The following is a 19853-nucleotide window of genomic DNA, read 5'->3' on the forward strand; positions in this document are numbered from 1 at the left end:
GATTGAATTGCCCTCCAACATGAACGCCTCTTCGGGCGATCATTCTCCTGCGCCGCCGCTCGACCTGAAGGCGCTGGTGGGAATGGTCTACCGGCGTTTCTGGATGATCCTGGCCGGCTTCCTCGTCACCTTTGGTGTGATCACCTATGTGACTTTTACCCAGACGCCGATCTACAAGGCGGAAACGGTGGTCCAGCTGGACACAGAAGAAAAGAACGTCATCGATCTCGGTGCGATCTTCTCGGGCCTCGGCGCCAACACGGCCGTGGTCGATACCGAAGTGCTGGTGCTCGGCTCCAAGTCGCTGCTCACCCGCGTGGCGGTCCAGCAGAAGCTGGTCGAGGATCCCGAATTCAACAGCACGCTGCGTCCGAAGAAATCCGGGCTGCTGTCGCCGGTCAAAGGACTGGTGCGCGCGCTCACGGGCGGCAAGCCGCCGAAAGATCCGTTCGCCGGCATGACGGCTGAGCAGAAGGATGCCGCCCTGCTTGCCAGCGCGGTCGACATCCTGCGCGACAAGGTCGCGGTCAAACGCGTCGGCACGACTTATCTCATCACGGTTGAGGTTGCCTCGGAGTCGCCGGAGACTGCTGCGCGCCTGGCCGACGAAATCGCCGAACAATACCGCGTCCAGCAGCTCGAAGAGAAGTTCGAAGCAACGCGCAAGGCAACTGAATGGCTCTCCGAGCGCGTGTCGGGCCTGCGTGAGGAAGTCGAAGAAAAAGAGCGCCGCGTTGAAAGCTACCGCGCCGAGTCCGGCCTGCTTGCGGCTCAGGGCGCGACGCTGACCGAGCAACAGATTGCCTACCTCACCACCCAGAAAGCCACCTTGCAGGTCGACCTCGACCGGGCACGGGCGCGCGCCGACAGCATGCGCCGCCAGATGGCCAGCGGTGCAGGTGCCGAAGGCATCACGGAAGTGCTTCAGTCGCAGGTCATCTCCGACCTCAAGACGCAGCGCGCCATCATCAACCGCCGCGTTGCCGAACTCGAGACGAAGCTTGGCCCGCAGCACCCTGAACTGATCAGCGCGCGCAACGAAGCCGCCGACATCGACCGCCAGATCAATGCCGAAGTGGCTCGCATCGCCGGTAACATCGAGAACGAGCTGAAAGTTGCCCAATCGCAGATCAGCTCGATCCAGGGCGAAATCAGCCGCTCGACCGGCGAACTGCGCGGCAACAACCAGGCGCTGGTCCGCCTGCGCGAACTTGAGCGCGATGCCGAGACCAGCCGCGTGTTGCTTGAGGAATTCCTCGCGCGCTCCAAGCAGACGCGTGAACAGGACGCCCTGATCACAGCTGACGCCAACATCCTGTCGAGCGCTTCAGTGCCGGAATCGCCGAGCTCGCCGAAGAAGCTGCTGAACCTGATCATCGGCTGCCTCCTGGGCGGTATCGTTGGCGGCGGCCTCGCGCTGCTGGCCGAGATGTTCGACATGAAGGTCAGCTCGACCGAAGACGTCGAGCGCAAGCTGAACGCCAACCCGATCGGCTCCGTCCCGCTGATCCGCACGGCGAGCTTCCTTGGCTTGTCGCAGACGAACCCGGCCGACTTCCTGGTCGAGAACCCGCTATCCGCATACGCCGAGAGCATCCGCTACCTGCGTGCGGCGATCGCGTTCTCCGATCTCGACAGCGAGACCAAGACGGTCGCCGTGTGTTCGTCGCTGCCGGACGAAGGCAAGACCAGCCTGACGCTGTCGCTCGGACGCATGTCGGCGATGTCGGGCTCGCGTACACTTGTCATCGACGGCGACTTCCGCCGCCGCCAACTGACGGAGACCGCCGGCCTGAAACCCGACATCGGCTTCGTTGAGCACCTGTTCGGCACCGGCCAGCTTTCGGATGCGATCGTGAAGGACCGCAAGACGATGCTCGACATCCTGCCGCTCTCGTCGAACGGCCACACGCCGCACGACGTGTTCGGCACCCGTGCCTTTGATGACCTGCTGGCCCGCCTGCGGTCCATGTACGACCTCATCCTGATCGACACCGGCCCGCTGCTGCTGATGGCAGAAGCCCGCGTGGTCGCCGGCAAGGCCGACAAGACAATCCTCGTCGTGCGCTGGCGCCATTCGGCCCGCTCGGCCGCGCGCCAGTCGCTGACGCTGCTGCGCAACTTCAAGGCTGACGTGCTGGGCGTGACGCTCAACATGGTCGACCTGAACCGCCGCCGTCACCACAAGGATCCGGGCGCCACCTACAAGGCTTACCGCAAGTACTACCAGATGGACGAGAAGCCCTCGATCTTTGGCTGGGGCGGCGACAAGCGCAAGAACAAGCCGAATCCGAAGCAGATGAAGGGCTCGGTTGCTGTTCAGGTTCCGCCGTCGAAGGCCACCGGCCGCACTGATCCGGTGGACCGAATCTCCGCAGAATAGCCACCGCAGCCCGCTGGCACGGCGCATGCTTCTTCACCGGGGCGGCGCCGTTTCGGCGCGCCAGGATGGGGGGAGCCTGATGACCCGTATTGCATTCTTCGGTCACGACGCCGCCGACGCGGCCGTGCGCCGCCGGGTGCAGGGCTTCCTCGATGACGGCCTCGGAGTGACCGGCTTCATGATGCGCCGGCGCGATCCGGGGCGGGTGGGCTGGCAGAACATCGATCTCGGCGAGACGCGAGATGGCGCATTCATCCAGCGCATCCAGCAAGTATTCGCCGGTGCGAAACGGGCCGCTGCGGCGCGCGACATCCTCGCTGCGGCCGATGTGATCTACGCCCGCAATCTCGACATGCTCGCCTGCGCCTTCCTGGCGAAGCGTCATGCGAAGCTGGATACGCCGGTGATCTACGAAAGCCTTGACGTGCACCGCCTGTTGACGCGGCCTGATGCGATCGGGGCGGCGATGCGCGCTCTGGAAGGCTGGCTCCTGAAGCGGTCGGCAGGACTTGTGGTTTCCTCGCCCGGCTTCCTGCGCAATCATTTCGAAAAACATTATCCGGGTACGTACAAGGCGTTTCTTGTCGAAAACCGTCTCGCGCCCGGCGCGGATTATGGCGAACGGAAATCTGCCCACGTCCGGCCTTCAGGCAAGCTGCGGATCGGGTGGGTCGGCAACCTTCGGTGCCAGCGCTCGTTCGAGCTGCTTTGTCAGTTGGCGGACCGGTTTCCTGACACGGTCGAGATTCGTCTGCACGGCGTGCCGGCGCGCACCGAGATCCCGGTGTTCGAACCTTTGATCGACGCGCGGCCCAACATGACGTTCTTCGGACGTTACCGGTCGCCGGAAGACCTTGCAGGCATTTATGAAGCGCTGGATGTCGTGTGGGCGGGCGACTTCATGGAAGCCGGCTACAATTCGGTCTGGCTGTTGCCGAACAGGATCTATGAGGGCGGCTACTACTGCACGCCGTCAATCGCACCGGCGGGCACGGAGACGGCCGCCTGGCTCGAGGGACACGGCTGCGGACTGATCCTCGGCGAGCCGCTGGACGAGACGCTTCCGGCGCTGGTCACAGCTCTGCTCGCCGATCGCACACCGATTGGCACCTGCGCCGCGGCGCTGGCGGCCTTGCCGGATTGGGTTTTCATCCAGCCGCGCGGATTCCTTGCGCGCATCTTTGCGGAGTTGTTGCCTCAAAAGGCGCCGACGGCGGGCTGAATCGGCAGGTTTCCAGGCTGAAAAGCGCGTGCCGGTGCGCGTTTCGCAATTTTCATGGACCTGTCCGCCGGCGCGTTGGAACACCAAAATCCGTTATGCTTCAATGCATGCGCCGCGCGCCGGCCGAGCGTCAGGCCGCTGTCGTGATAGCGGAGCCGGATTCGCCTGACAGTTGCCGGAATTGTGCCGGATTCCACGGCTAGTAATCCTTTCACGTTACAGTACCGGCCGCGTATCCGCTTAAACTTCGCGTTAAGTCTTGACCGCTTAAATGCTCCTCGATGCCGAGTTCCGAACCGATGATCCCTGCCGATAGCCGCGTTTTCTCGACCAATGCCAGGATGCCTGCACGGGCGGACTATTCCCTCATGAGCGATTGCACTGAAGGCAAGTGGCCCGTCTGGGTTCGTCTCGTCACGATCATCGGTCTGAGCGCGGGTCTCTGGGCCGCTATCATCTGGGCTGCGGTTTCGATCTTCGGCTAGCTTCGACGGGGTCCAGCCCAAGCGGTTAATTCGTTCCGCGCGGACCATCTTTTGCATACAACAATAGGAAGTGGCCGGCACGTTCACCGTGCGCGGCCGAGCATGTTTCGCGGTTGAGAGGTCACGATGCCAGGAAAGTTGTTGGTTACCGGCGGCGCCGGTTATGTCGGCAGTCATTGTTGCCGGGCTTTTGCCGAGGCGGGCTGGGACGTCACCGTATTCGACAATCTCTCGACCGGCTGGCGCGATCTCGTGAAATGGGGGCCGCTGATCGTTGGCGACCTGCAGAACCCGGACGATCTCGATGCTGCCTTTGCGAAAGTGAAGCCGGACGCAGTGGCGCATTTTGCCGGTTCGGCGCTGGTGGCGGAATCTGTCCGTGAACCCGCAATCTACTACCGCAACAACACGCTTGCGACGCTTAATCTGCTGGAAGCCATGCGCAAGCACGGCGCGGGCTACCTGATCTTTTCGTCGACATGTGCCACGTTCGGACACGCGCATGCCGACACGATCGATGAGCAGCATCCACAGAGTCCGATCAATCCGTATGGCTGGTCGAAGCTGATGGTCGAACGTATCCTCAAGGACTACGACGCGGCGCATGGCATCCGGTCGATCCCGCTGCGTTATTTCAATGCCGCCGGTGCGGACCGCGATGGCCTGACCGGCGAGCGACACGCGTGCGAGACCCACGTCATTCCTCTGGCGCTCAAGGGGGCGTATGATGAGGGATACGAATTCACCATTCTCGGAAGCGATTTCGATACGCCGGACGGCACAGCCATCCGGGATTATATCCATGTCGAGGATCTGGCCGACGCCCACCTGCGCGCGCTGAACGCGCTCGAGAAGGGCGCTGCATCGACGGCCTACAATCTTGGCACCGGCCGCGGCACAAGCGTTGGAGAAGTCGTGGCGGCGGTGGAGCGCGCGACCAACCGCAAGGTCCCGCGGAAATATGGCGACCGGCGCCCGGGCGATCCCGGCAAACTCATTGCGCTTCCTGACAAAGCGGCGCGGGAACTTGGCTGGACAGCGACCCGCTCCGGCATCGACAATATCATCCGGACGGCACTCGCCTGGCATCAGGCCGACTGGGAAAACGCGCCTGCCGAGCACGAGCACAGCTGAGCAAGCGCGCCAGGCGCAGGAGAACATCCGATGGCGGAGGTTGCACAAGACGCTAGAGCCGGCGCAGCGCCGAAGCTGACCGTGATCATCGGCTGCTTCAACTATGCGCGCTACCTGCCCGCAGCGATCGACAGCGTTCTGGCAGAGGATGTCGGCGCACAGGTGATCGTGGTGGACGATTGCTCGACCGATAACTCACGCGAGGTGATGTTGTCTTATGGTGACCGGATCACGCCGATTTTCCAGCCTGTGAACCAGGGGGTAGGCGCAGGCTTCAATGCCGGCTTCGCGCAGGCGACGGGCGATCTGATCTATTTTCTGGATGCGGACGACTTCGTGTTGCCGGGTGGCCTCAAGCGCGCGCTGGCGAACTATGAGCCTGGCGTCCTCATCTACCACTACCGCATGCGCTACGCGGATGAGGCGGGCACACTGGCTGGCATCCATCCCGCGATGCAGGTGCCGCTCGGAAATGGCGACATTTCACGTCAGCTTCGGGAGCAGGGACGGTACAACACCAACGTCACGTCGGGCCTGATCTTCGCACGCGCCGGGCTTGAGAAAGTGATGCCGGTCAACGCACAGGCCTACCGGATCAGTGCGGAAGGCTATCTTGTTTCGGCAATTCCGCTGTATGGCGCGACGAGGTCGTTTGACGAGACGTTGTCTGCCTACCGGTTGCACTCGGCGCAGAACTGGAAGGTGCAGACAGATTTTGGAGCCCGGGCGCGCAAGGGGCTGAACCATGACGCTCACCGCTACGCTGCCATCCGCGCGCATGCGACGCATCTTGGTCTTCCGTTTGCGGACAATCTGGGTGACGCCGACCTGCTGCATCTCAACGACCGGCTGATATCGCTTTCGTTCGCGCCGGACGAACATCCGGTTGGGGGTGACTCGGTCGCAAAGGTGGTACGCCTTGCGCTGGCGGTGCGCATGGAGGGCGAGACGGGCAAGCAAAAGGTGGCGCGGCGGATGTGGTGGGCGGCAATGGGTGCGTTGCCCGGCAGCGCGCGGCGACAGCTGCTGCGCTGGAAGATGGATCCGAAGTCGCGGCCGGCCTGGCTGGCGGCGGCGGGCAGGACCGCTCGCCGGCGGCTTGGCCTGGTGATGGGTTGACGCCTAACGGCTGTCGTACTTGTCGGTCTTGCGGTCGCCCAGCAACATCCGTTGTTCGAGCCGGCGGCGCAACGCGGCGTAGTAGGCCTCAAGAAATGCCAGATCGGTTTCGCCTACGATCGGTGTCCAGCTGATCTTGGTGCGTATGCGGGCCGCGACCTGCGCCTTTATCTCCTGCGTCGATTGGCGAAGCACGTCTTCGAGTACGTGAAGCTCATGGATGCCGTAGGCATCGGTTTGCACCTGCGTGAAGGCAAAGCGCGACGCCGTCTCGGGCCGGGCAGCGGCGGAGGTGATGTCGTCCATCAGTTTGGCCTTCGGGGCACGAATGACCCATGTGCCCGCGATCAGGTCGCCGACGCGCATCTTGTCCTTGTTGAAGACCGGGAAAAGCAGGAAAACGCCGGACCAGAGCAGACCGAACAGGGCCATCCAGGCGCCGAACTGGTCGCCGCCCATCAGGGCGAACTGGAAAGGCAGGCCGATTTCGATCTCGCGAATGAAGTTGCGTGCCAGAACCGAGTTCGCAGTCAGGCGGCCGCCGTCGCGTGCGGCGACGCGCAGGCCGAGGATGCGTTTGCCGGGTGTCGCGGCGCGCTGGCCGATTTCGAAGAAGATGTAGTAGAAATTCCGCACAAAGAAGAAAAACACCATCCAGAAGGCGAAGGCGAAGTTGGCGCCGCCATTGCTCATGGCGGAGGCAATCGTGCCGAGACCGAGCAGCGTGGCGATGACAATGGCCCATTGGATGGCAACATCGATCAGGAAGGCACCGGCGCGCTCGGACGCGCTCGCAAGCTTCAGCTGGATGGCGGCGCCCTCGGGGGTCACCAGCCTCCGCGTCATCTTGGCGAGACGCATTTCCTCGGCCATGCGGGCGCGGCGCTGCACGGCAGCTTCCATGGATAGGCCTGGCCGGCGCAGGGGGACGGGCGGCTTGGCGCTCATGCCGAAGGTGCCTTGCGGGGAACGTAGAAGTACACAAGCCAAAAGACGAGTGTGCCGCCGGCGACCGCGTAGCGAATTTCATCCGAGTTGATCAGCTGGCGTCCAAAACCTTCCAGGATGGCCGCGATGATCAGCATGAGCACACAGCCCATGGCGATCGTCGCAGCGCGCTGGCCCGCGAGGCGCGCGGAGGCCAGCCGGGTGTGGCCGCCTGGAAAGGCCACGGCGCCGCCGATGATGAAGCCGGCTGCGCCGGCCAACACGATGGCGGAGAGCTCCGTGACGCCGTGGATCATGAGCCAGCCGGTAAATTCGTAGCCGAGGCCCTTGTCCCAGAACACGGCATACATCGAGCCGATCATGACGCCGTTATAGACCAGCAGCCAGGCCGTCGGGATGCCGAAGGCGAAGCCGAGCGCAAAGGCGAACAAGGCGATCTGGGCATTATTGTTGAACAGGAAGCTGGAGAAAGCAGACAGCTGGCCATCGCCATGGTCTGATGGGTCGGTGTAGATCGTGCCGCGCAGGTATTCGACTGTGGCGTCCGGGTTGCGGCCATCGAAGAAGCTATGCCCATTGAAAGTCCAGAACCAGTCCATGTCCTGCAGGCAGAGGAAGAAGGCGAGCATCGCCCCGCCGAAGAAAAAAAGCGCCGACAGCACGGTCGCGAGCAGGGAGCTGCTCACCGCGGCGGGCCAATCCCTGCGCAGGAACTGCATCATCCGCTCACCGAGTGTCGTGCGCGCGCCGTAGACGAAGAAGTACGCGCGGGTGCACAGGCTCTCGAGATAGTTGATCACGTTCTGGTCGAGCGAGATCGAGCGGGCAACGGACAGCGATGAGACCGCCTGGCGATAGAGACGCGGCAAGGCCAGCATCTGTTCGTCAGAGAGATTGCGTACGCCGTTGTTCTCGGCCTTGGTGAGGATGAGGTCGAGTTTCTGCCAGTCAGACTGGCGTTCCTCGCGGAAACGGTAGGATTTCAGAAGGTCTGTCACAGCATGTCCCTCTGCTTGATCTGCAGGTAGCGCGAGACGAGCTCGGCTCCGAACTGTTCGGGCGTTGTCTCGATGATCTGGACGCCGAGGCGCTGCAGGCGGCGGAACACGACATCACGTTCGGCGAGGAGCGTATCGGCGATGACCGCGCGGGCGACGTCCTGTGCGGTGTCGGGCGGCGCATCGGCCATCTGCGACAGGGCGGCATCCTCGAAGGTCGCGAACAGGACAAGGTGGCGATCGGTCAGCCGTTTGACGTTTTCAAGCATCAGCTCGGCGGAGATCGTGTCGACGAAGTCCGAGAAGATGATGATCAGGCTGCGACGTTCGAGGCGGCCGGAGAGGCTGGACAGCGCAAGGGTGAAATTTGCTTCGTCGTCGGAATAGTCGAGTTCGGAGGCCATGGCTTGTGCCTTGGGGAAGGCACTGGTGCCGGTGAGGAAGCCGCTGTTGAGACCGGGGCGGTCCGAGAAGCCGTAGAGCATCGTGCGGTCGCCGCTGCGCAGAGAGACATAGGCGAGCAGCAGGCCGGCCGTGACCGCGCGGTCGATCTTCGGCACGCCGCCAAGCGGCTCGCTCATCAGGCGGCCGGTGTCGAAGGCAAAAACGATATTGTGGTTGCGCTCGGTCTTGAACTCCTTGGCGAGCAGGTGGCGGTGACGGGCGGAGTGTTTCCAGTCGATGGCGCGCCGGTCCATGCCCGACGCGAACTCCCGCAGCGCATCGAACTCGCTGCCGTCGCCGCGCTCGATTTGTGTCTTGATACCGAACTCCGCGTCGCGGGAGAACAAGCGGATGGCCTCATCGCGAACCCAGCGCACATTGGGTGTCACAGGGACGTCAATGTCCAAGGGGGCGATGTGGCGTTTCTGTATGAGGCCGAGCGGGCCCTGCCAGCGGCTCCACAGGCGCACGATGCGGGCGACGCCGCGCCGTGAGGGTGTGACGCTGATCGTGTACGGACGGCTGCGTCCGTCCCAGCCGCGCAGGCCTTGCGGCGCCAGCGGGCCGATCAGCGCATTGGTTTCCAGCTGGATCTCGAGGCGTTGCGGCAGAGGACCGGACGGGAAGCCGAGATCAAGGGCGATCTCGTCGGGGCTGCCCACATAGAGAAGGGGAGGCACGGTGACCTTCGCCTCATAGTGGCGCAGGGAAGCGGCCAGCAGCGTGTCGAGCGCGATCAGGCCGCAGACGCCGGCAATCCAGCCCGCCGACAGGATCCAGAGCTCCGGGCGCAGCAACGCTATGGCGACCAGCAGGGGCAGTCCCAGCAGCATCAGGAAGATTGCCCGGAGCGTCGGCGAGATCACCTGGGCGCCGCCGTCTGCTCGATGATGCCTTGCAGGGTCTCCTCGGTGGTGCGCCCTTCGATGTCGGCTGCCGGCGACAGGATCACGCGGTGGCGAAGTGTGGCGAGAGACAGGGTCTTCACGTCATCGGGGATAACGAAATCGCGGCCATCCAGCGCCGCCCGGGCGCGGGCTGCCGTTGCCAGCGCAGCGGCTGCACGCGGGCTGGCTCCGGTTTCCAGCGCCGGGCTCGTGCGCGTCGCACGGATGATGTCCACGATATAGGCGATGATGTCGTCGTTGATGCGCACAGCCGCGACCGCATCGACGGCCGCATCGAGTTCAGGCGGCGAGATGACCGCCTGGATGCCGAAGGCAGCAGGTGTCTTCATGCCGGTACGCGTGCCATGCTGCGCGACGATCCTGAGCTCCTCTTCGCGGCTCGGGTAGTCGAGGGTGTGCTTGAAGAGGAAACGGTCAAGTTGCGCTTCGGGCAGGGGATAGGTGCCTTGCTGTTCGATCGGGTTCTGCGTGGCGATCACGGTGAAGCGTGGGTTCAAGGGGTAGCTTTCCCCATCGATCGTCACCTTGCGCTCCTGCATCGCCTCAAGCAGGGCCGCCTGTGTCTTCGGCGGGGTCCGGTTGATTTCGTCGGCAAGCAGGATGTCGGTGAAAATCGGACCCTTTGTGAGGCTGAACTCGTTTGTCTGGAAGTTGAACAGGTTGGTGCCCAGGACGTCCCCCGGCATCAGGTCCGGCGTGAACTGGATCCGGCCGAATTCCAGCGAGATGGCCTTGGAGAAGCATTGCGCGAGGAGCGTTTTCGCGGTGCCCGGCGCCCCTTCCAGAAGTACGTGGCCGGAGGAAAACAACGCAACCAGCAGAAGGTCGACCGCCGCGTCCTGACCGATGATGGCCTTTCGCACTTCATGCCGGATACGGTCCGCAAGGTTGCGGATTTCAGCTACGCTCATTGAGTGTTCTCCTGATGATATCCTTGCGCCAGCGATAAAGCACTCGCGTCTTGGCGAGCAGGTCTTCGCGGCCTGTTGCGGGCTGTTTCAGTTCCGCTTCCATTTGTGAAAAAACGCGGCCGGTTTCGGGGTCCGGTCCGAGCCGGTCGAACATGTCCGACACCTGCGCCTCGGTGAGCGTTCGCGGGGCACCGATTTCGCGGGCCAGGCGGCGGCGCACGAGCGCGAGGAAGCCCGGCGCCATGCGCGCTTCCCGCCGGGCCATGGTGACCAGGCCTGCGGAATTGTCCGCAAGCGCCTGCTTGCCGAGCGAGATCGCCCGGGCCTCGACCGTTGGCGGGCCGAACCGGATCACGGCGGACCAGCCGAGCAGCAGCGCAGCTGCCAAGGCCACCAGTGTGACGCCGATATACGGTACACTGAACATCATCTTCAAAAGGTTCTCGGAGCGCACAAATCCATGCAGGGTGGCATCCAGCAGGATCGGCTCGTCGCTGACATATCGGAGGAAATCGACCAGCTGCACGGCAAAGCGTGCATTGTCGCGATCGGCCAGGCCGAATGTGTTGATCAGGTCCGGATCGCTGAGGATGTACAGCGAACGCGTCTCGTCATAGGCCAGCAAGGCGCCTTCGCCGACCGCGATGATCGGCGTGAGGCTGGAATCCTTGATGAGCTGCAGGCGAACATCCGGGTTGATCGGCGCTTTTCCGAACGGCGCTTCGACCGTCACGGGCGTGGCCACGCGCAAGACTTCCGCCTGCGGATAGACCGATTTCAGCTGGTCGTTCAGGATGCTGGCATCGAGGAAGCGCGTATCCACTTGCTGGGTCAGGACCATGGGGTCCGTCTGACCCACCCATTTGGGCAGCACGACGAGCGTGGTTGCCTGCAACTGGAGGTCCGTGACGGTGTCCAGGTCGCGGTAGGCCGGCAAGGTGACGATCATCAGACCCCAAGAGCGGGTTTCAAGGTCGCTCTCCAGCCGGGAAATTTCGACTGGATAACCGGCCGACTCCAGCAGGCGAACGAAACCTGCGTATCCGAGCGCGGAGGTAGAGTAGGGGTGATCGCCGGCCTGGTTGCGATCACGCAGTTCCGGCGCCCAGCCTGCCATCACCAAGACGGCGCCAAAAGATACGGCGGCGATGGCGATGAGGATCGCCACAACCCGTCCCGAGAACGGCGAACCTGAATCAGCGCGGCCGGTCATGCCCAGCCCTCGCCGAATGCGAAGTCTTCATAGCTTTGGCGCGCTTCCTGCCATCCGGCGGCGTCAACCGGCCGGCCGCCGAAAAAGCTGCGCTCGACGACCTGGATGATCGGCCTCAGGCCGCGCTTCGCACGTTCGGGCAGCTTGCCGAGGCCGGCAATTTCGCGCGCCGTGAGTGACGTGGGCACGCCGCCTTCCACGCGGTCCTGGATGTCCTCGATGGACCGGAACAGCAGCAGGTGGACAGCTTCCGCGAACCGTCCCTGCCGGGCGAGGGCGTCTGCTTCGTCCAGCAGCGAGCGGGCGGCGGCCGCGTCAGGCCGGAGGTCCTGCAGCACGTCGTCCTCCGCCTTCACTTTGTTCTTTTGGCGGCCCCCGAAGCGCAGGCGAATCGCCTCTCCAAAAATGAAATAAAGAAGTCCGGCCACAATGAGGACGACGGCGGCCCAGAATACGAACTGGAATACCGGGCCAAGCGCCTGGAGGAAGTCGGCAATCGCTTTCAGCCAGCTCGGCGGCGGCTTAGGCGGCGGGATGTCGATATCCTGTTCGGGCCGCACCAGTTGCAACTCGCTGTCCTTGAGATAGGCAGCGTGGGCGCGGTCGACCAAGGCAAGATCGGTGACCAGGGCGTCGTCTGTGTTCTCGGCGGTAGTCGAATCTATGTCAGCGTCGTCCGGGCCGGGCCATTCGGGTACGTCGATGACGGGGGCATCGTGCGCCTGCTGGCTGTATGCCGCGGGCGTAGATATCAGGCCGAGTGCCAGCACACCGAGGAGCGTCCTCAACCTGTTCATCAGGGACCGACCCTCCTCGCGTTTCCACCGACTGCCCGCTGAATGACTATTTCAGAGGACGCAACCCGCTTCAACGGGCACTTGCGGTGAGGTGCAATCCGGCGTTACAGGCCGCACATGACCGCAGAGGGGCAGGATATGGACAAGGCAGAGGCGTACCGGCAGCTTGCAGAAGAAATTGCCAGCGTGATCGAAGGCGAGACCTCGACGACGGCGCGCTATGCGACCGCTGCGTGCCTGATGTCGCTGGCCTTCAAACCGCGATTCTTCTGGACCGGTTTCTATCTCGTCGATCCGTTGAAGCCGGGGGAGCTGGTCGTCGGGCCCTACCAGGGCACGCTCGGGTGTCTGCGGATCCCGTTCGGAAAAGGCGTGTGCGGCCACGTGGCGGCCACGCGCGAGGCCATCATCGTACCGGACGTTCACGAGTTTCCGGGCCACATTGCCTGCGATTCGGCGTCGAATTCAGAGATCGTGCTGCCAGTCTTCACGCCGCAGGGGGACCTTGCGGGGGTGCTGGATGTGGACTCAACCGACTATGATGCTTTCGACGAAATCGACCAGGCGGGGCTGACCGAAATCTGCAGCCTGCTACTCCGCGCCTAGCAGAATTGGCAGCGCGCCGGGCTCGGGCTCGGGCGGGGGGGGCGGCTCAGCCTTCGGGCCGGCAACAGTGTCGATCCGCTGACGGAGCGCTTCTTCAAGAATGTCCAGCTTCCGCGCGCGCAGGCCTTCGATGGGTTTCGGCGAGGGGCCGAGTTCCATCCAGACATCGCCTTCGGGACTGGTGGCGGGCCATTCGGGGAGCCGTTCGCCGTTGGGATTTCCGGTCTTTGCGAAGTTCGTCCAATAGCTGACCATGCGGTCGGTCAGCTTGCGGTCGGACTCATTCAGCTTCATCAGCGGCAGGTGGCTGTCGAAAACGAACGAGATTTCGGCGGCATGGTAGGCGCCGATGGTCTGGTTGCGCGATGGCGGCACGCGGGTGAACTGGTAGAGGTAGGTGGGCGCGCCGGATTGCGCATTCTGGCGCGCGATGAACCGCATGTGCACGCCGAAGAGGTCGTCGCCGAGCATGTCGGTCGCGCCCTTGTCCCACGTCTCGATCGTGTCCATGCCGTAGAGCGCCTGCAGCGCCTTCGCTGGGTTCTGGCCGAACACTTCGGCCAGCGCGGCTTCGCGCTCGGCGAGCGTGCCGGTAATCTGTGAACGGAGCACGGTCGGCGACTGGAACGAGTCGTAGAACAGCGTGCCCTCGTCGGCGTTGTAGCCTGCGAGCATCGGTACGCTGGGTACATCCCCATCGCGGAATGCCGCGCCGATGGTCCGGGGCATGACGCTGCCGTCGACGACCGGCAGGAAGTATCCATTGAGATCGCTACGCGCATCCGCACGTGACACGATGGCGGCTGCCGGAATTGCGCGGAGGTCCTTGGCGGTCGCTGCCTTCGGCGCGAGCACCGAGAGGAACTCGGCACCGGCGTCTTCCGCGCTGAGCACGCCGGGAACGGGCGAGCGCTTCAGGTGCAGCATGTTGCCCGTGCTGGCACCGCTTTGCAGGATCACCTTGTGGTACAGGCCGTCGGCCGCGGGCAGGGCCATCAGTTCGGATATCGACTGCGCGCCGGCGCTCTCGCCGAAAAGGGTGACATTGCCGGGATCGCCGCCAAACGCGGCGATATTGTCGCGTACCCAGACGAGCGCTGCAGCCTGGTCCAGCAGTCCGTAATTTCCAGACGTGCCAGCCTCTTCGGTCAGGGCAGGGTGCGCAAGGTAGCCGAAGGCACCGAGCCGGTAGTTGATGGTCACCAGGACCACGCCTTTCTCGACGAGGGCGTTCGCCTGGTAGAGGCTGCTCGAACCGGCGCCGTACTGGTGGGCGCCGCCATGGATCCAGACCATGACCGGCTGCTTTTCAGCGCCTTTCAGGTTTGCAGTGCGCACATTCAGGAACAGGCAGTCTTCTGACTCTGGCGGCGTTTCCTGCGCCGAAATGAAGAACCGCGCGACGAGCTTGTCGAAGAAGGACAAGCCCATGCCGTCAATGATCTGGTTTACGAAACTTCCGTAGCGTGTGCGGGGTTGAATGCACTCGGCGCCGAATTCGCGCGTGTCGCGAGATGTTGCGCCCCATTGCGTCGGCGGACCCGGCGGGCTCCAGCGCTTGGCGGAGGCGTACGGAATGCCGTTGAACAGGCGGATGGCCGGATTTTCGTGGTCGATGCCGCCAATGACGATGCCTTGGTGAATCCGGACGGGTTCCGAGATTTCCATCGGCTTCGGCGGCTGGCGCAAGGTAAACCAGCCATAGGTGGCCCCGGCCACCAACAGAAAGAAAAGAACTATACTCAAACGGCGCATGGTCAGGTTCCCGGCCCCTGGTTGCAAGCACTATACCAACGTGACACGCCTGTCATGAACCCCTGCGCAGGCGCATTTCATGCTTCGTCCAGCGCCGCCAATGTCGCGGATACGAGGTCTGCCACCGGCTCGATACCGCAGGCAAAGCGGATGAAACCGGCGGGCACGGCGTCGCCCCACCGGATCCGGCATTCCGCGCTGGAATGCACCCCGCCGAAACTTGTCGCAGCGGCTACCAACGGATGCCGCGCGATGAAGGCCTCGGCTGTTTCGCGGTCCTTCAGGCAGAAGCTGACGATAGGGCCGAAGCCCTTCATCTGCCGCCGGGCGGCTGCGTTGGCCGGATCACCCGCCAGACCTGGGTAGCGCAGGCCCGTCACCCGCGCGTCTCCGGACAGCGCTGTCGCAATCGCCATCGCGTTCGCGTTGGCGCGGCTGACGCGCAATTCGAGCGTCTCCATGCCGCGATGCAGGAGATACGCGTCGAACGGGCTGACGACAGCACCCGCGAGGCGCCGCCAGGTTTTGACCGGCGCCATTAGGCTCGCATCGCGGCAGGCCACATGGCCGGCGAGAATGTCGGAATGGCCCGCCATCGCCTTGGTGTCTGCCATGATTGAAAAGTCCGCACCCAGATCAAGCGGGCGCTGGCACAGCGGGGTGGCGGTGGTGTTGTCCGCCATCAGCAAGGCACCGGCCGCCTTCGCGCGCGCGGCAACCGCTGCAATGTCACACACATCAAGGCCCGGGTTCGACGGGGTCTCGATCAGCGCAAGCTTCACGCCGCTGAAATCGACCGATTCAAACTGGGCGGTGGCGCATGTTCTCACCTCGACGCCGCGGGCTGCGAACTGGTCTGCGAGCAAGCCCCGCGCATTGTAGTATCCATCGGAATGGACCAGCACCCGGTCGCCGGGCTTGAGATGCGCATAGAACACGGCGGCGATCGCGGCCATGCCGGAAGGCAACAGCAAGGTCTCGGCGTCTTCGAGGATCGAGAGCTCCGCCTCCACTTCCTCGACGGTCGGATTGCCGTTCCGGCCATAAAAGTGCGTGCCGTCCGGATCGCCGGGTTGTTCAAATGTGGACGAGGCCACGATGGGCAGCGCCACGGGCTCGCCCTTGCGCAATCGCTGGGTTCGGTGGTGCAGCAGCCGTGCAATTGGGGAGTATGGTTCACTCAAGGATGCGGGCTCCTTCGCCGATCATCGCTCCGATGGCGGCCTGGCCGGCGGCGCCGAGGCCAGACCATTCTGCCCGCAAGGTGTCGAGGCACTTCGCCTGATACTTGAAAACGCCCTGTTCGTAGCGCGCTTTCTCGATCGTCACGCTGAATGTATCTGCGCCAGCGGCCAGTGCGTCAGCATTGGCCTTCAGGAAAGGCAGGTAGGTATCGCCCGCCTGCAGGAGCAAGGCGCGCACGGGAGCAGAGGACAGGGCCTCAGCCTCCGGCAACCAGTCGCCATCGAGACCGCTGGCATCATCGGCCAGATCCAGCCACCGATAGAGGTAAGGCGTTTCCGCGCGCAGCCACGCCATCGGCGTCGGGTCGACGCTCATGACCTTCAATTGACCGTACAAGGCGATATCGGCTAGCGAAATGCGGTCGCCGAACAGGAAGCGCGTGGGACCAGTCGCCATGCCTTCCAGCGCGTGGCATGTGCGTTTCCAGCTCGCTTCGATCACCGGGGCCGTTTCAGGCGTGCAGCCAACGAGGGCCATGCGCGAGATCTGCCGTGCCCGGATGGTGGCGGCCGCGGTCTCGACGCCCTGCCGGCCAACATTGGGAAGCGAATCGTACATCAGCCAGTTGGCGCACCATTCCTGGTCATCTTCGTAGAACCAGCGATAGTGGAACATCGCTTTCATGAACCACTCGTCAGCCATGTCCTCGATCAGCAGGCAGACGAAGCGCAGGGCCGGCGAACCGGGCACCAGCGCCCGTCCCTGGTCTTCGAGCGACAGGAGGAATGGCGTGGAATCGTTGGTCCAGCTGCCATCCGGCTTGCGGATGACCGGTATGACCTGCGCTCGCACGTTTGGCATCACATGCTGGCGGTCTTCCGCCGTCATGCCCGTCCATGTATGCGGCAGGCGCTTGGCGCGCAACGCCGCGCGCACTTTCAGCGAGTAGGGCGAGCCGAGCGCACCGTAAATGTCGTATCCGCTCATACCTTCGCTCCGTTTGTCCAGGTGGGCCGCGTCACGATCAGGTCCTGGCAAAGCAGGCCGGCTTCGCGGTGACGCGACATGTCCTTGTAATCCCTGTGATTAAGCGTTGCGATGAACGCCTGCCGCGTCGGGAAATGGTTCACCAGCACCGCGTCCCAGTCGCCGCCGCCAATGAAGTAGCGCTCCGTATCGCCGAGCAGCAGCGTGGTGCCACCGACTTCTGCTGCCGCCCGGGTGAAGGCTTCGGAATAGCGCTGATAGGCGTCGCGCCCAGAAATGGATTCGCCGTGTTCGGGATCCGACGGCAGGTATTCAGCATGGACGCGAAACTTGAGCAGGTTGACCTGCGCAACGGGACCGGCGTGAGGGTCATCCCGGAACGCACGGAACTGTGCGGCAGTCGGCTGGAAGGCAGGCATCAGTCGGTCTCCGGTTTCATGTGGCGCATGAGGAAAGCCATCCGTGTGCGCATCAGGTGCACTTGTAGTGCTTCGCCGCGAATGCCGTGGCGCTGGCCGGGATATGTCATCACATCGAACGTCTTGCCGAGTTCCTGAAGCGCCGCCATCAGGCGTGTCGTGTTGTCGAATGTTACATTGTCGTCGGCCATCCCGTGCACCAGCAGGAGCGGGGTTGAAAGCTTGTCGAGGCCGGTCAACACGCTGCCGGCGGCATAGCCCTCAGGATTGCCTTCCGGCGTACCCATGTAGCGCTCCGTATAAAACGTATCGTAGAGGGACCAGTCCGTTACCGGCGCACCTGCGACGGCGGCGGCGAACGTGCCGGGCGGCGCGGCAGGGATCATCCTCAACGTCATGTAACCGCCATAGCTCCAGCCCTGCACGGCAATGCGGGCGGGGTCGACGAAGGGCTGCGACTTCAGCCAGTCAATGCCAAGCAGCTGGTCGCGCACTTCGGCCTGACCCATCTTCAGATGGATGACATCCTCGAATGCCTTGCCACGATTCCAGGAACCTCGATTATCCAGCCGGAATACAATGAAATCCTGACTATTGTAGAACACGTCGGTCAGTGGACCCCATTCCCGGTTCACGGTCTGGGCATGTGGGCCGCCATACACTTCAACGATCACGGGGTATTTTTTCAACGGATCGAAGTCGCGCGGCTTCTGGATTGAATAGTGAAGGATCTGGCCATCTTCGGCCGTCAGGGTGCCGAACTCGGGCGTGGTATGCTGGTCGAGATACGGCGCGTACGGATGGTTCGCATCCAGCTTGTTTTCTTCGATCCAAGCGATCAGGGAGCCGTCGATCCGGTAGAGGCCGGTTTGCGGCGGCTGCGTGGGTGAAGACGACGTGCCGACAAAGGATTGTCCGTCCGGGCTCACGGTGACCGTCCAACTGGAACCTGCGGTCGTGATGCGCTCCGGAGTGAAACACTCGGGCGTGGCGCGCGCGGATCTGGGTGTCAGGTCGATGCAGTTTGTATCCGGAAGTCTCTTCGCGCCGCGCTTTTCGACTTCATCGTTTGTCCAGCTCAATCGCTCGACGTAAAGGTGCCGCTCCAGCGGCGTATCCCTGAAGCCGGTGAAGTAGACGCGCCGGTCCTGGCCGCTGGCAAATTTCAGTTCGTCAATTGCCCAGTCGTCGCCACCGATAGTGACGGTGCCCTCGTCGGTACTCGCAACCAATTGCTTGAAGCCGGACTCTTCGTTTGAAGTCAGGCCGTAGCGGCCGCCGGGGACAGTCTGCCAAAGCTCGCCGATGTTGACCCAGTGCGGCTGGGTCTCGCGCTGTGTTTCGATCGTCTGCCATTTGCGCTCAAGGATCGCTGACTTGTGGAGGATGACGGTCTGTGCGCGGTTGATCGCCTGCAGGTGCAGCGATGCGCGGGACCAGTTTACCCGGGCCAGGTATTGATCGGAGGCAAGGCCCCATTCCGGTTCGCGCCAATTCACTTCGACAGGCGCGCCGCCTTTTAGATCGAGGACGAAGAGGTCGACCACCGCATTCGGGCGTCCGGCGCGCGGGTAACGCTGGTTGACGACCGTCACTTCATCCGCTGCGATGTCGAAGCGGGGAATAATATCGACGCCGCTTTCATCGACGCGTGTGTAGGCGACGTACCGCTCGTCCGGGCTCCACCAGTATCCCGTGTAGCGGTCCATCTCTTCTTGAGCCACAAATTCGGCGACGCCATAGCTGATTGCCTTGTCCGGATCAGCAAGCGGCGTCAGGCGGCGCTCGGCGCCCGTGGCTAACGTGATGGCATAGAGCGCGCCATCGCGGATGAAACTCGCGTAGGTGCCGTTCGGCGAAATGCGCGCGTCATATTCGAAGGTGGGAGTCTCGGTCAGGCGGCGGACCTCGGGACCGCTGCTGCCAAGGGTCACGAGATACAGATCGCCGCCCGCCGGCACCAGGAGGGTGTCGTCCGTGCCCCAGTCATAGTCAGCGATGCCGCGCGTTCCCGCGATCCGCTTGCGCTCGCGCATGGCCTTCTCGGCTTCGGCGAGTTCCGCGTCGGCGGGGTCGATGAGGATGGAGTCCACCAGAAGCGAGGCCTTGCCCGTTGCAACGTCGAATTGCCAGAGGTCGAACCGGTTCTGTTCACTGGCACGCGGTTTCAGGAACGTGACCCTTTTGCCATCGGGCGAGAATTTCACGCCGCGCGGGCTTGGGCCTGACAGGGCGGGCGAGGCGTAGAGGCGTTCGAGAGTCAGCTTGGCAGGCGCGGGCATGTCGGTCCGGGGCGTGAGGGCGGGGTCGGCCGAGCTCAGGCAGGCCGGCAGGAAGGC

At 63.5% G+C, this 19853-nt stretch carries 17 protein-coding genes; 6 read left to right on the forward strand and 11 right to left on the reverse strand.

Annotated features, from left to right (window positions below; all coding sequences use genetic code 11):
- Positions 1–19 precede the first annotated feature (19 nt).
- The 5 genes from IPK75_13895 to IPK75_13915 all read left to right on the forward strand — a co-directional run bounded on the left by IPK75_13895 (position 20) and on the right by IPK75_13915 (position 6343).
- Positions 20–2383, forward strand: a complete 2364-nt coding sequence (locus IPK75_13895) for an AAA family ATPase (protein ID MBK8199441.1) — start codon at positions 20–22, stop codon at positions 2381–2383.
- A 79-nt stretch (positions 2384–2462) separates the two neighbouring features.
- Positions 2463–3605: a glycosyl transferase gene (locus IPK75_13900; protein ID MBK8199442.1), complete on the forward strand. Its 1143-nt coding sequence runs from the start codon at positions 2463–2465 to the stop codon at positions 3603–3605.
- Positions 3606–3886: 281 nt separating this feature from the next.
- Positions 3887–4090 carry a hypothetical protein gene (locus tag IPK75_13905; GenBank protein ID MBK8199443.1) on the forward strand — a complete coding sequence of 68 codons (204 nt, stop codon included), beginning with the start codon at positions 3887–3889 and terminating at the stop codon, positions 4088–4090.
- A gap of 126 nt (positions 4091–4216) precedes the next feature.
- Entirely contained in the window at positions 4217–5224 is a 1008-nt protein-coding gene (gene galE, locus IPK75_13910; GenBank protein ID MBK8199444.1) for a UDP-glucose 4-epimerase GalE, read from the forward strand.
- A 30-nt stretch (positions 5225–5254) separates the two neighbouring features.
- The gene (locus IPK75_13915; GenBank protein MBK8199445.1) at positions 5255–6343 is read left to right on the forward strand and encodes a glycosyltransferase family 2 protein; all 1089 of its coding nucleotides are present in this window, start codon (positions 5255–5257) and stop codon (positions 6341–6343) included.
- A 3-nt stretch (positions 6344–6346) separates the two neighbouring features.
- Here the strand turns inward: IPK75_13915 and IPK75_13920 are convergent, their stop codons facing one another.
- The 6 genes from IPK75_13920 to IPK75_13945 form a co-directional block, all read right to left on the reverse strand.
- Entirely contained in the window at positions 6347–7216 is an 870-nt protein-coding gene (locus IPK75_13920; GenBank protein ID MBK8199446.1) for an RDD family protein, read from the reverse strand.
- 71 nt (positions 7217–7287) lie between these two features.
- Positions 7288–8289, reverse strand: a complete 1002-nt coding sequence (locus IPK75_13925; protein MBK8199447.1) for a stage II sporulation protein M — start codon at positions 8287–8289, stop codon at positions 7288–7290.
- Entirely contained in the window at positions 8286–9599 is a 1314-nt protein-coding gene (locus tag IPK75_13930) for a DUF58 domain-containing protein (GenBank protein MBK8199448.1), read from the reverse strand. Before IPK75_13930 ends, IPK75_13925 begins: the two co-directional genes overlap by 4 nt.
- Positions 9596–10552, reverse strand: coding sequence for a MoxR family ATPase (locus IPK75_13935; GenBank protein ID MBK8199449.1), 957 nt, complete (start codon positions 10550–10552; stop codon positions 9596–9598). Before IPK75_13935 ends, IPK75_13930 begins: the two co-directional genes overlap by 4 nt.
- Complete coding sequence (locus IPK75_13940; GenBank protein ID MBK8199450.1) at positions 10539–11765, reverse strand: hypothetical protein; 1227 nt, start codon at positions 11763–11765, stop codon at positions 10539–10541. The genes IPK75_13935 and IPK75_13940 overlap by 14 nt, the downstream gene beginning before the upstream one ends.
- Entirely contained in the window at positions 11762–12562 is an 801-nt protein-coding gene (locus IPK75_13945) for a DUF4129 domain-containing protein (protein ID MBK8199451.1), read from the reverse strand. The genes IPK75_13940 and IPK75_13945 overlap by 4 nt, the downstream gene beginning before the upstream one ends.
- Before the next feature lie 138 nt (positions 12563–12700).
- On the opposite strand from IPK75_13945, the gene IPK75_13950 reads away from it, so the two are divergent.
- Positions 12701–13168 carry a GAF domain-containing protein gene (locus IPK75_13950; GenBank protein ID MBK8199452.1) on the forward strand — a complete coding sequence of 156 codons (468 nt, stop codon included), beginning with the start codon at positions 12701–12703 and terminating at the stop codon, positions 13166–13168.
- Here IPK75_13950 and IPK75_13955 read toward each other — a convergent pair.
- The 5 genes from IPK75_13955 to IPK75_13975 form a co-directional block, all read right to left on the reverse strand.
- On the reverse strand, positions 13154–14887 hold the full coding sequence (locus IPK75_13955; protein MBK8199453.1) for a carboxylesterase family protein: 1734 nt from the start codon (positions 14885–14887) through the stop codon (positions 13154–13156). The two genes, IPK75_13950 and IPK75_13955, sit on opposite strands and share 15 nt — an antisense overlap.
- A 113-nt stretch (positions 14888–15000) precedes the next feature.
- Complete coding sequence (locus IPK75_13960; GenBank protein ID MBK8199454.1) at positions 15001–16107, reverse strand: cystathionine gamma-lyase; 1107 nt, start codon at positions 16105–16107, stop codon at positions 15001–15003.
- A complete protein-coding gene (locus IPK75_13965) occupies positions 16100–17095 on the reverse strand; it encodes a glutathione S-transferase family protein (protein ID MBK8199455.1) in 996 nt (331 codons plus the stop codon). The genes IPK75_13960 and IPK75_13965 overlap by 8 nt, the downstream gene beginning before the upstream one ends.
- A complete protein-coding gene (locus IPK75_13970; protein MBK8199456.1) occupies positions 17092–17514 on the reverse strand; it encodes a DUF1330 domain-containing protein in 423 nt (140 codons plus the stop codon). The genes IPK75_13965 and IPK75_13970 overlap by 4 nt, the downstream gene beginning before the upstream one ends.
- Entirely contained in the window at positions 17514–19796 is a 2283-nt protein-coding gene (locus IPK75_13975; protein MBK8199457.1) for a S9 family peptidase, read from the reverse strand. The genes IPK75_13970 and IPK75_13975 overlap by 1 nt, the downstream gene beginning before the upstream one ends.
- Between the last annotated feature and the right edge of the window lie 57 nt (positions 19797–19853).

It is taken from the genome of Acidobacteriota bacterium, assembly GCA_016712445.1.
Lineage (GTDB): Bacteria > Pseudomonadota > Alphaproteobacteria > Caulobacterales > Hyphomonadaceae > Hyphomonas.

Coding starts and splice junctions, on each gene's coding strand:
- IPK75_13895 (MBK8199441.1), top strand. CDS start 20: ATGAACGCCTCTTCGGGCGATCATTCTCCTGCGCCGCCGCTCGACCTG.
- IPK75_13900 (MBK8199442.1), top strand. CDS start 2,463: ATGACCCGTATTGCATTCTTCGGTCACGACGCCGCCGACGCGGCCGTG.
- IPK75_13905 (MBK8199443.1), top strand. CDS start 3,887: ATGCCGAGTTCCGAACCGATGATCCCTGCCGATAGCCGCGTTTTCTCG.
- galE (MBK8199444.1), top strand. CDS start 4,217: ATGCCAGGAAAGTTGTTGGTTACCGGCGGCGCCGGTTATGTCGGCAGT.
- IPK75_13915 (MBK8199445.1), top strand. CDS start 5,255: ATGGCGGAGGTTGCACAAGACGCTAGAGCCGGCGCAGCGCCGAAGCTG.
- IPK75_13920 (MBK8199446.1), bottom strand. CDS start 7,216: ATGGCCGAGGAAATGCGTCTCGCCAAGATGACGCGGAGGCTGGTGACC.
- IPK75_13935 (MBK8199449.1), bottom strand. CDS start 10,552: ATGAGCGTAGCTGAAATCCGCAACCTTGCGGACCGTATCCGGCATGAA.
- IPK75_13940 (MBK8199450.1), bottom strand. CDS start 11,765: ATGACCGGCCGCGCTGATTCAGGTTCGCCGTTCTCGGGACGGGTTGTG.
- IPK75_13945 (MBK8199451.1), bottom strand. CDS start 12,562: ATGAACAGGTTGAGGACGCTCCTCGGTGTGCTGGCACTCGGCCTGATA.
- IPK75_13950 (MBK8199452.1), top strand. CDS start 12,701: ATGGACAAGGCAGAGGCGTACCGGCAGCTTGCAGAAGAAATTGCCAGC.
- IPK75_13965 (MBK8199455.1), bottom strand. CDS start 17,095: ATGAGCGGATACGACATTTACGGTGCGCTCGGCTCGCCCTACTCGCTG.
- IPK75_13970 (MBK8199456.1), bottom strand. CDS start 17,514: ATGCCTGCCTTCCAGCCGACTGCCGCACAGTTCCGTGCGTTCCGGGAT.
- IPK75_13975 (MBK8199457.1), bottom strand. CDS start 19,796: ATGCCCGCGCCTGCCAAGCTGACTCTCGAACGCCTCTACGCCTCGCCC.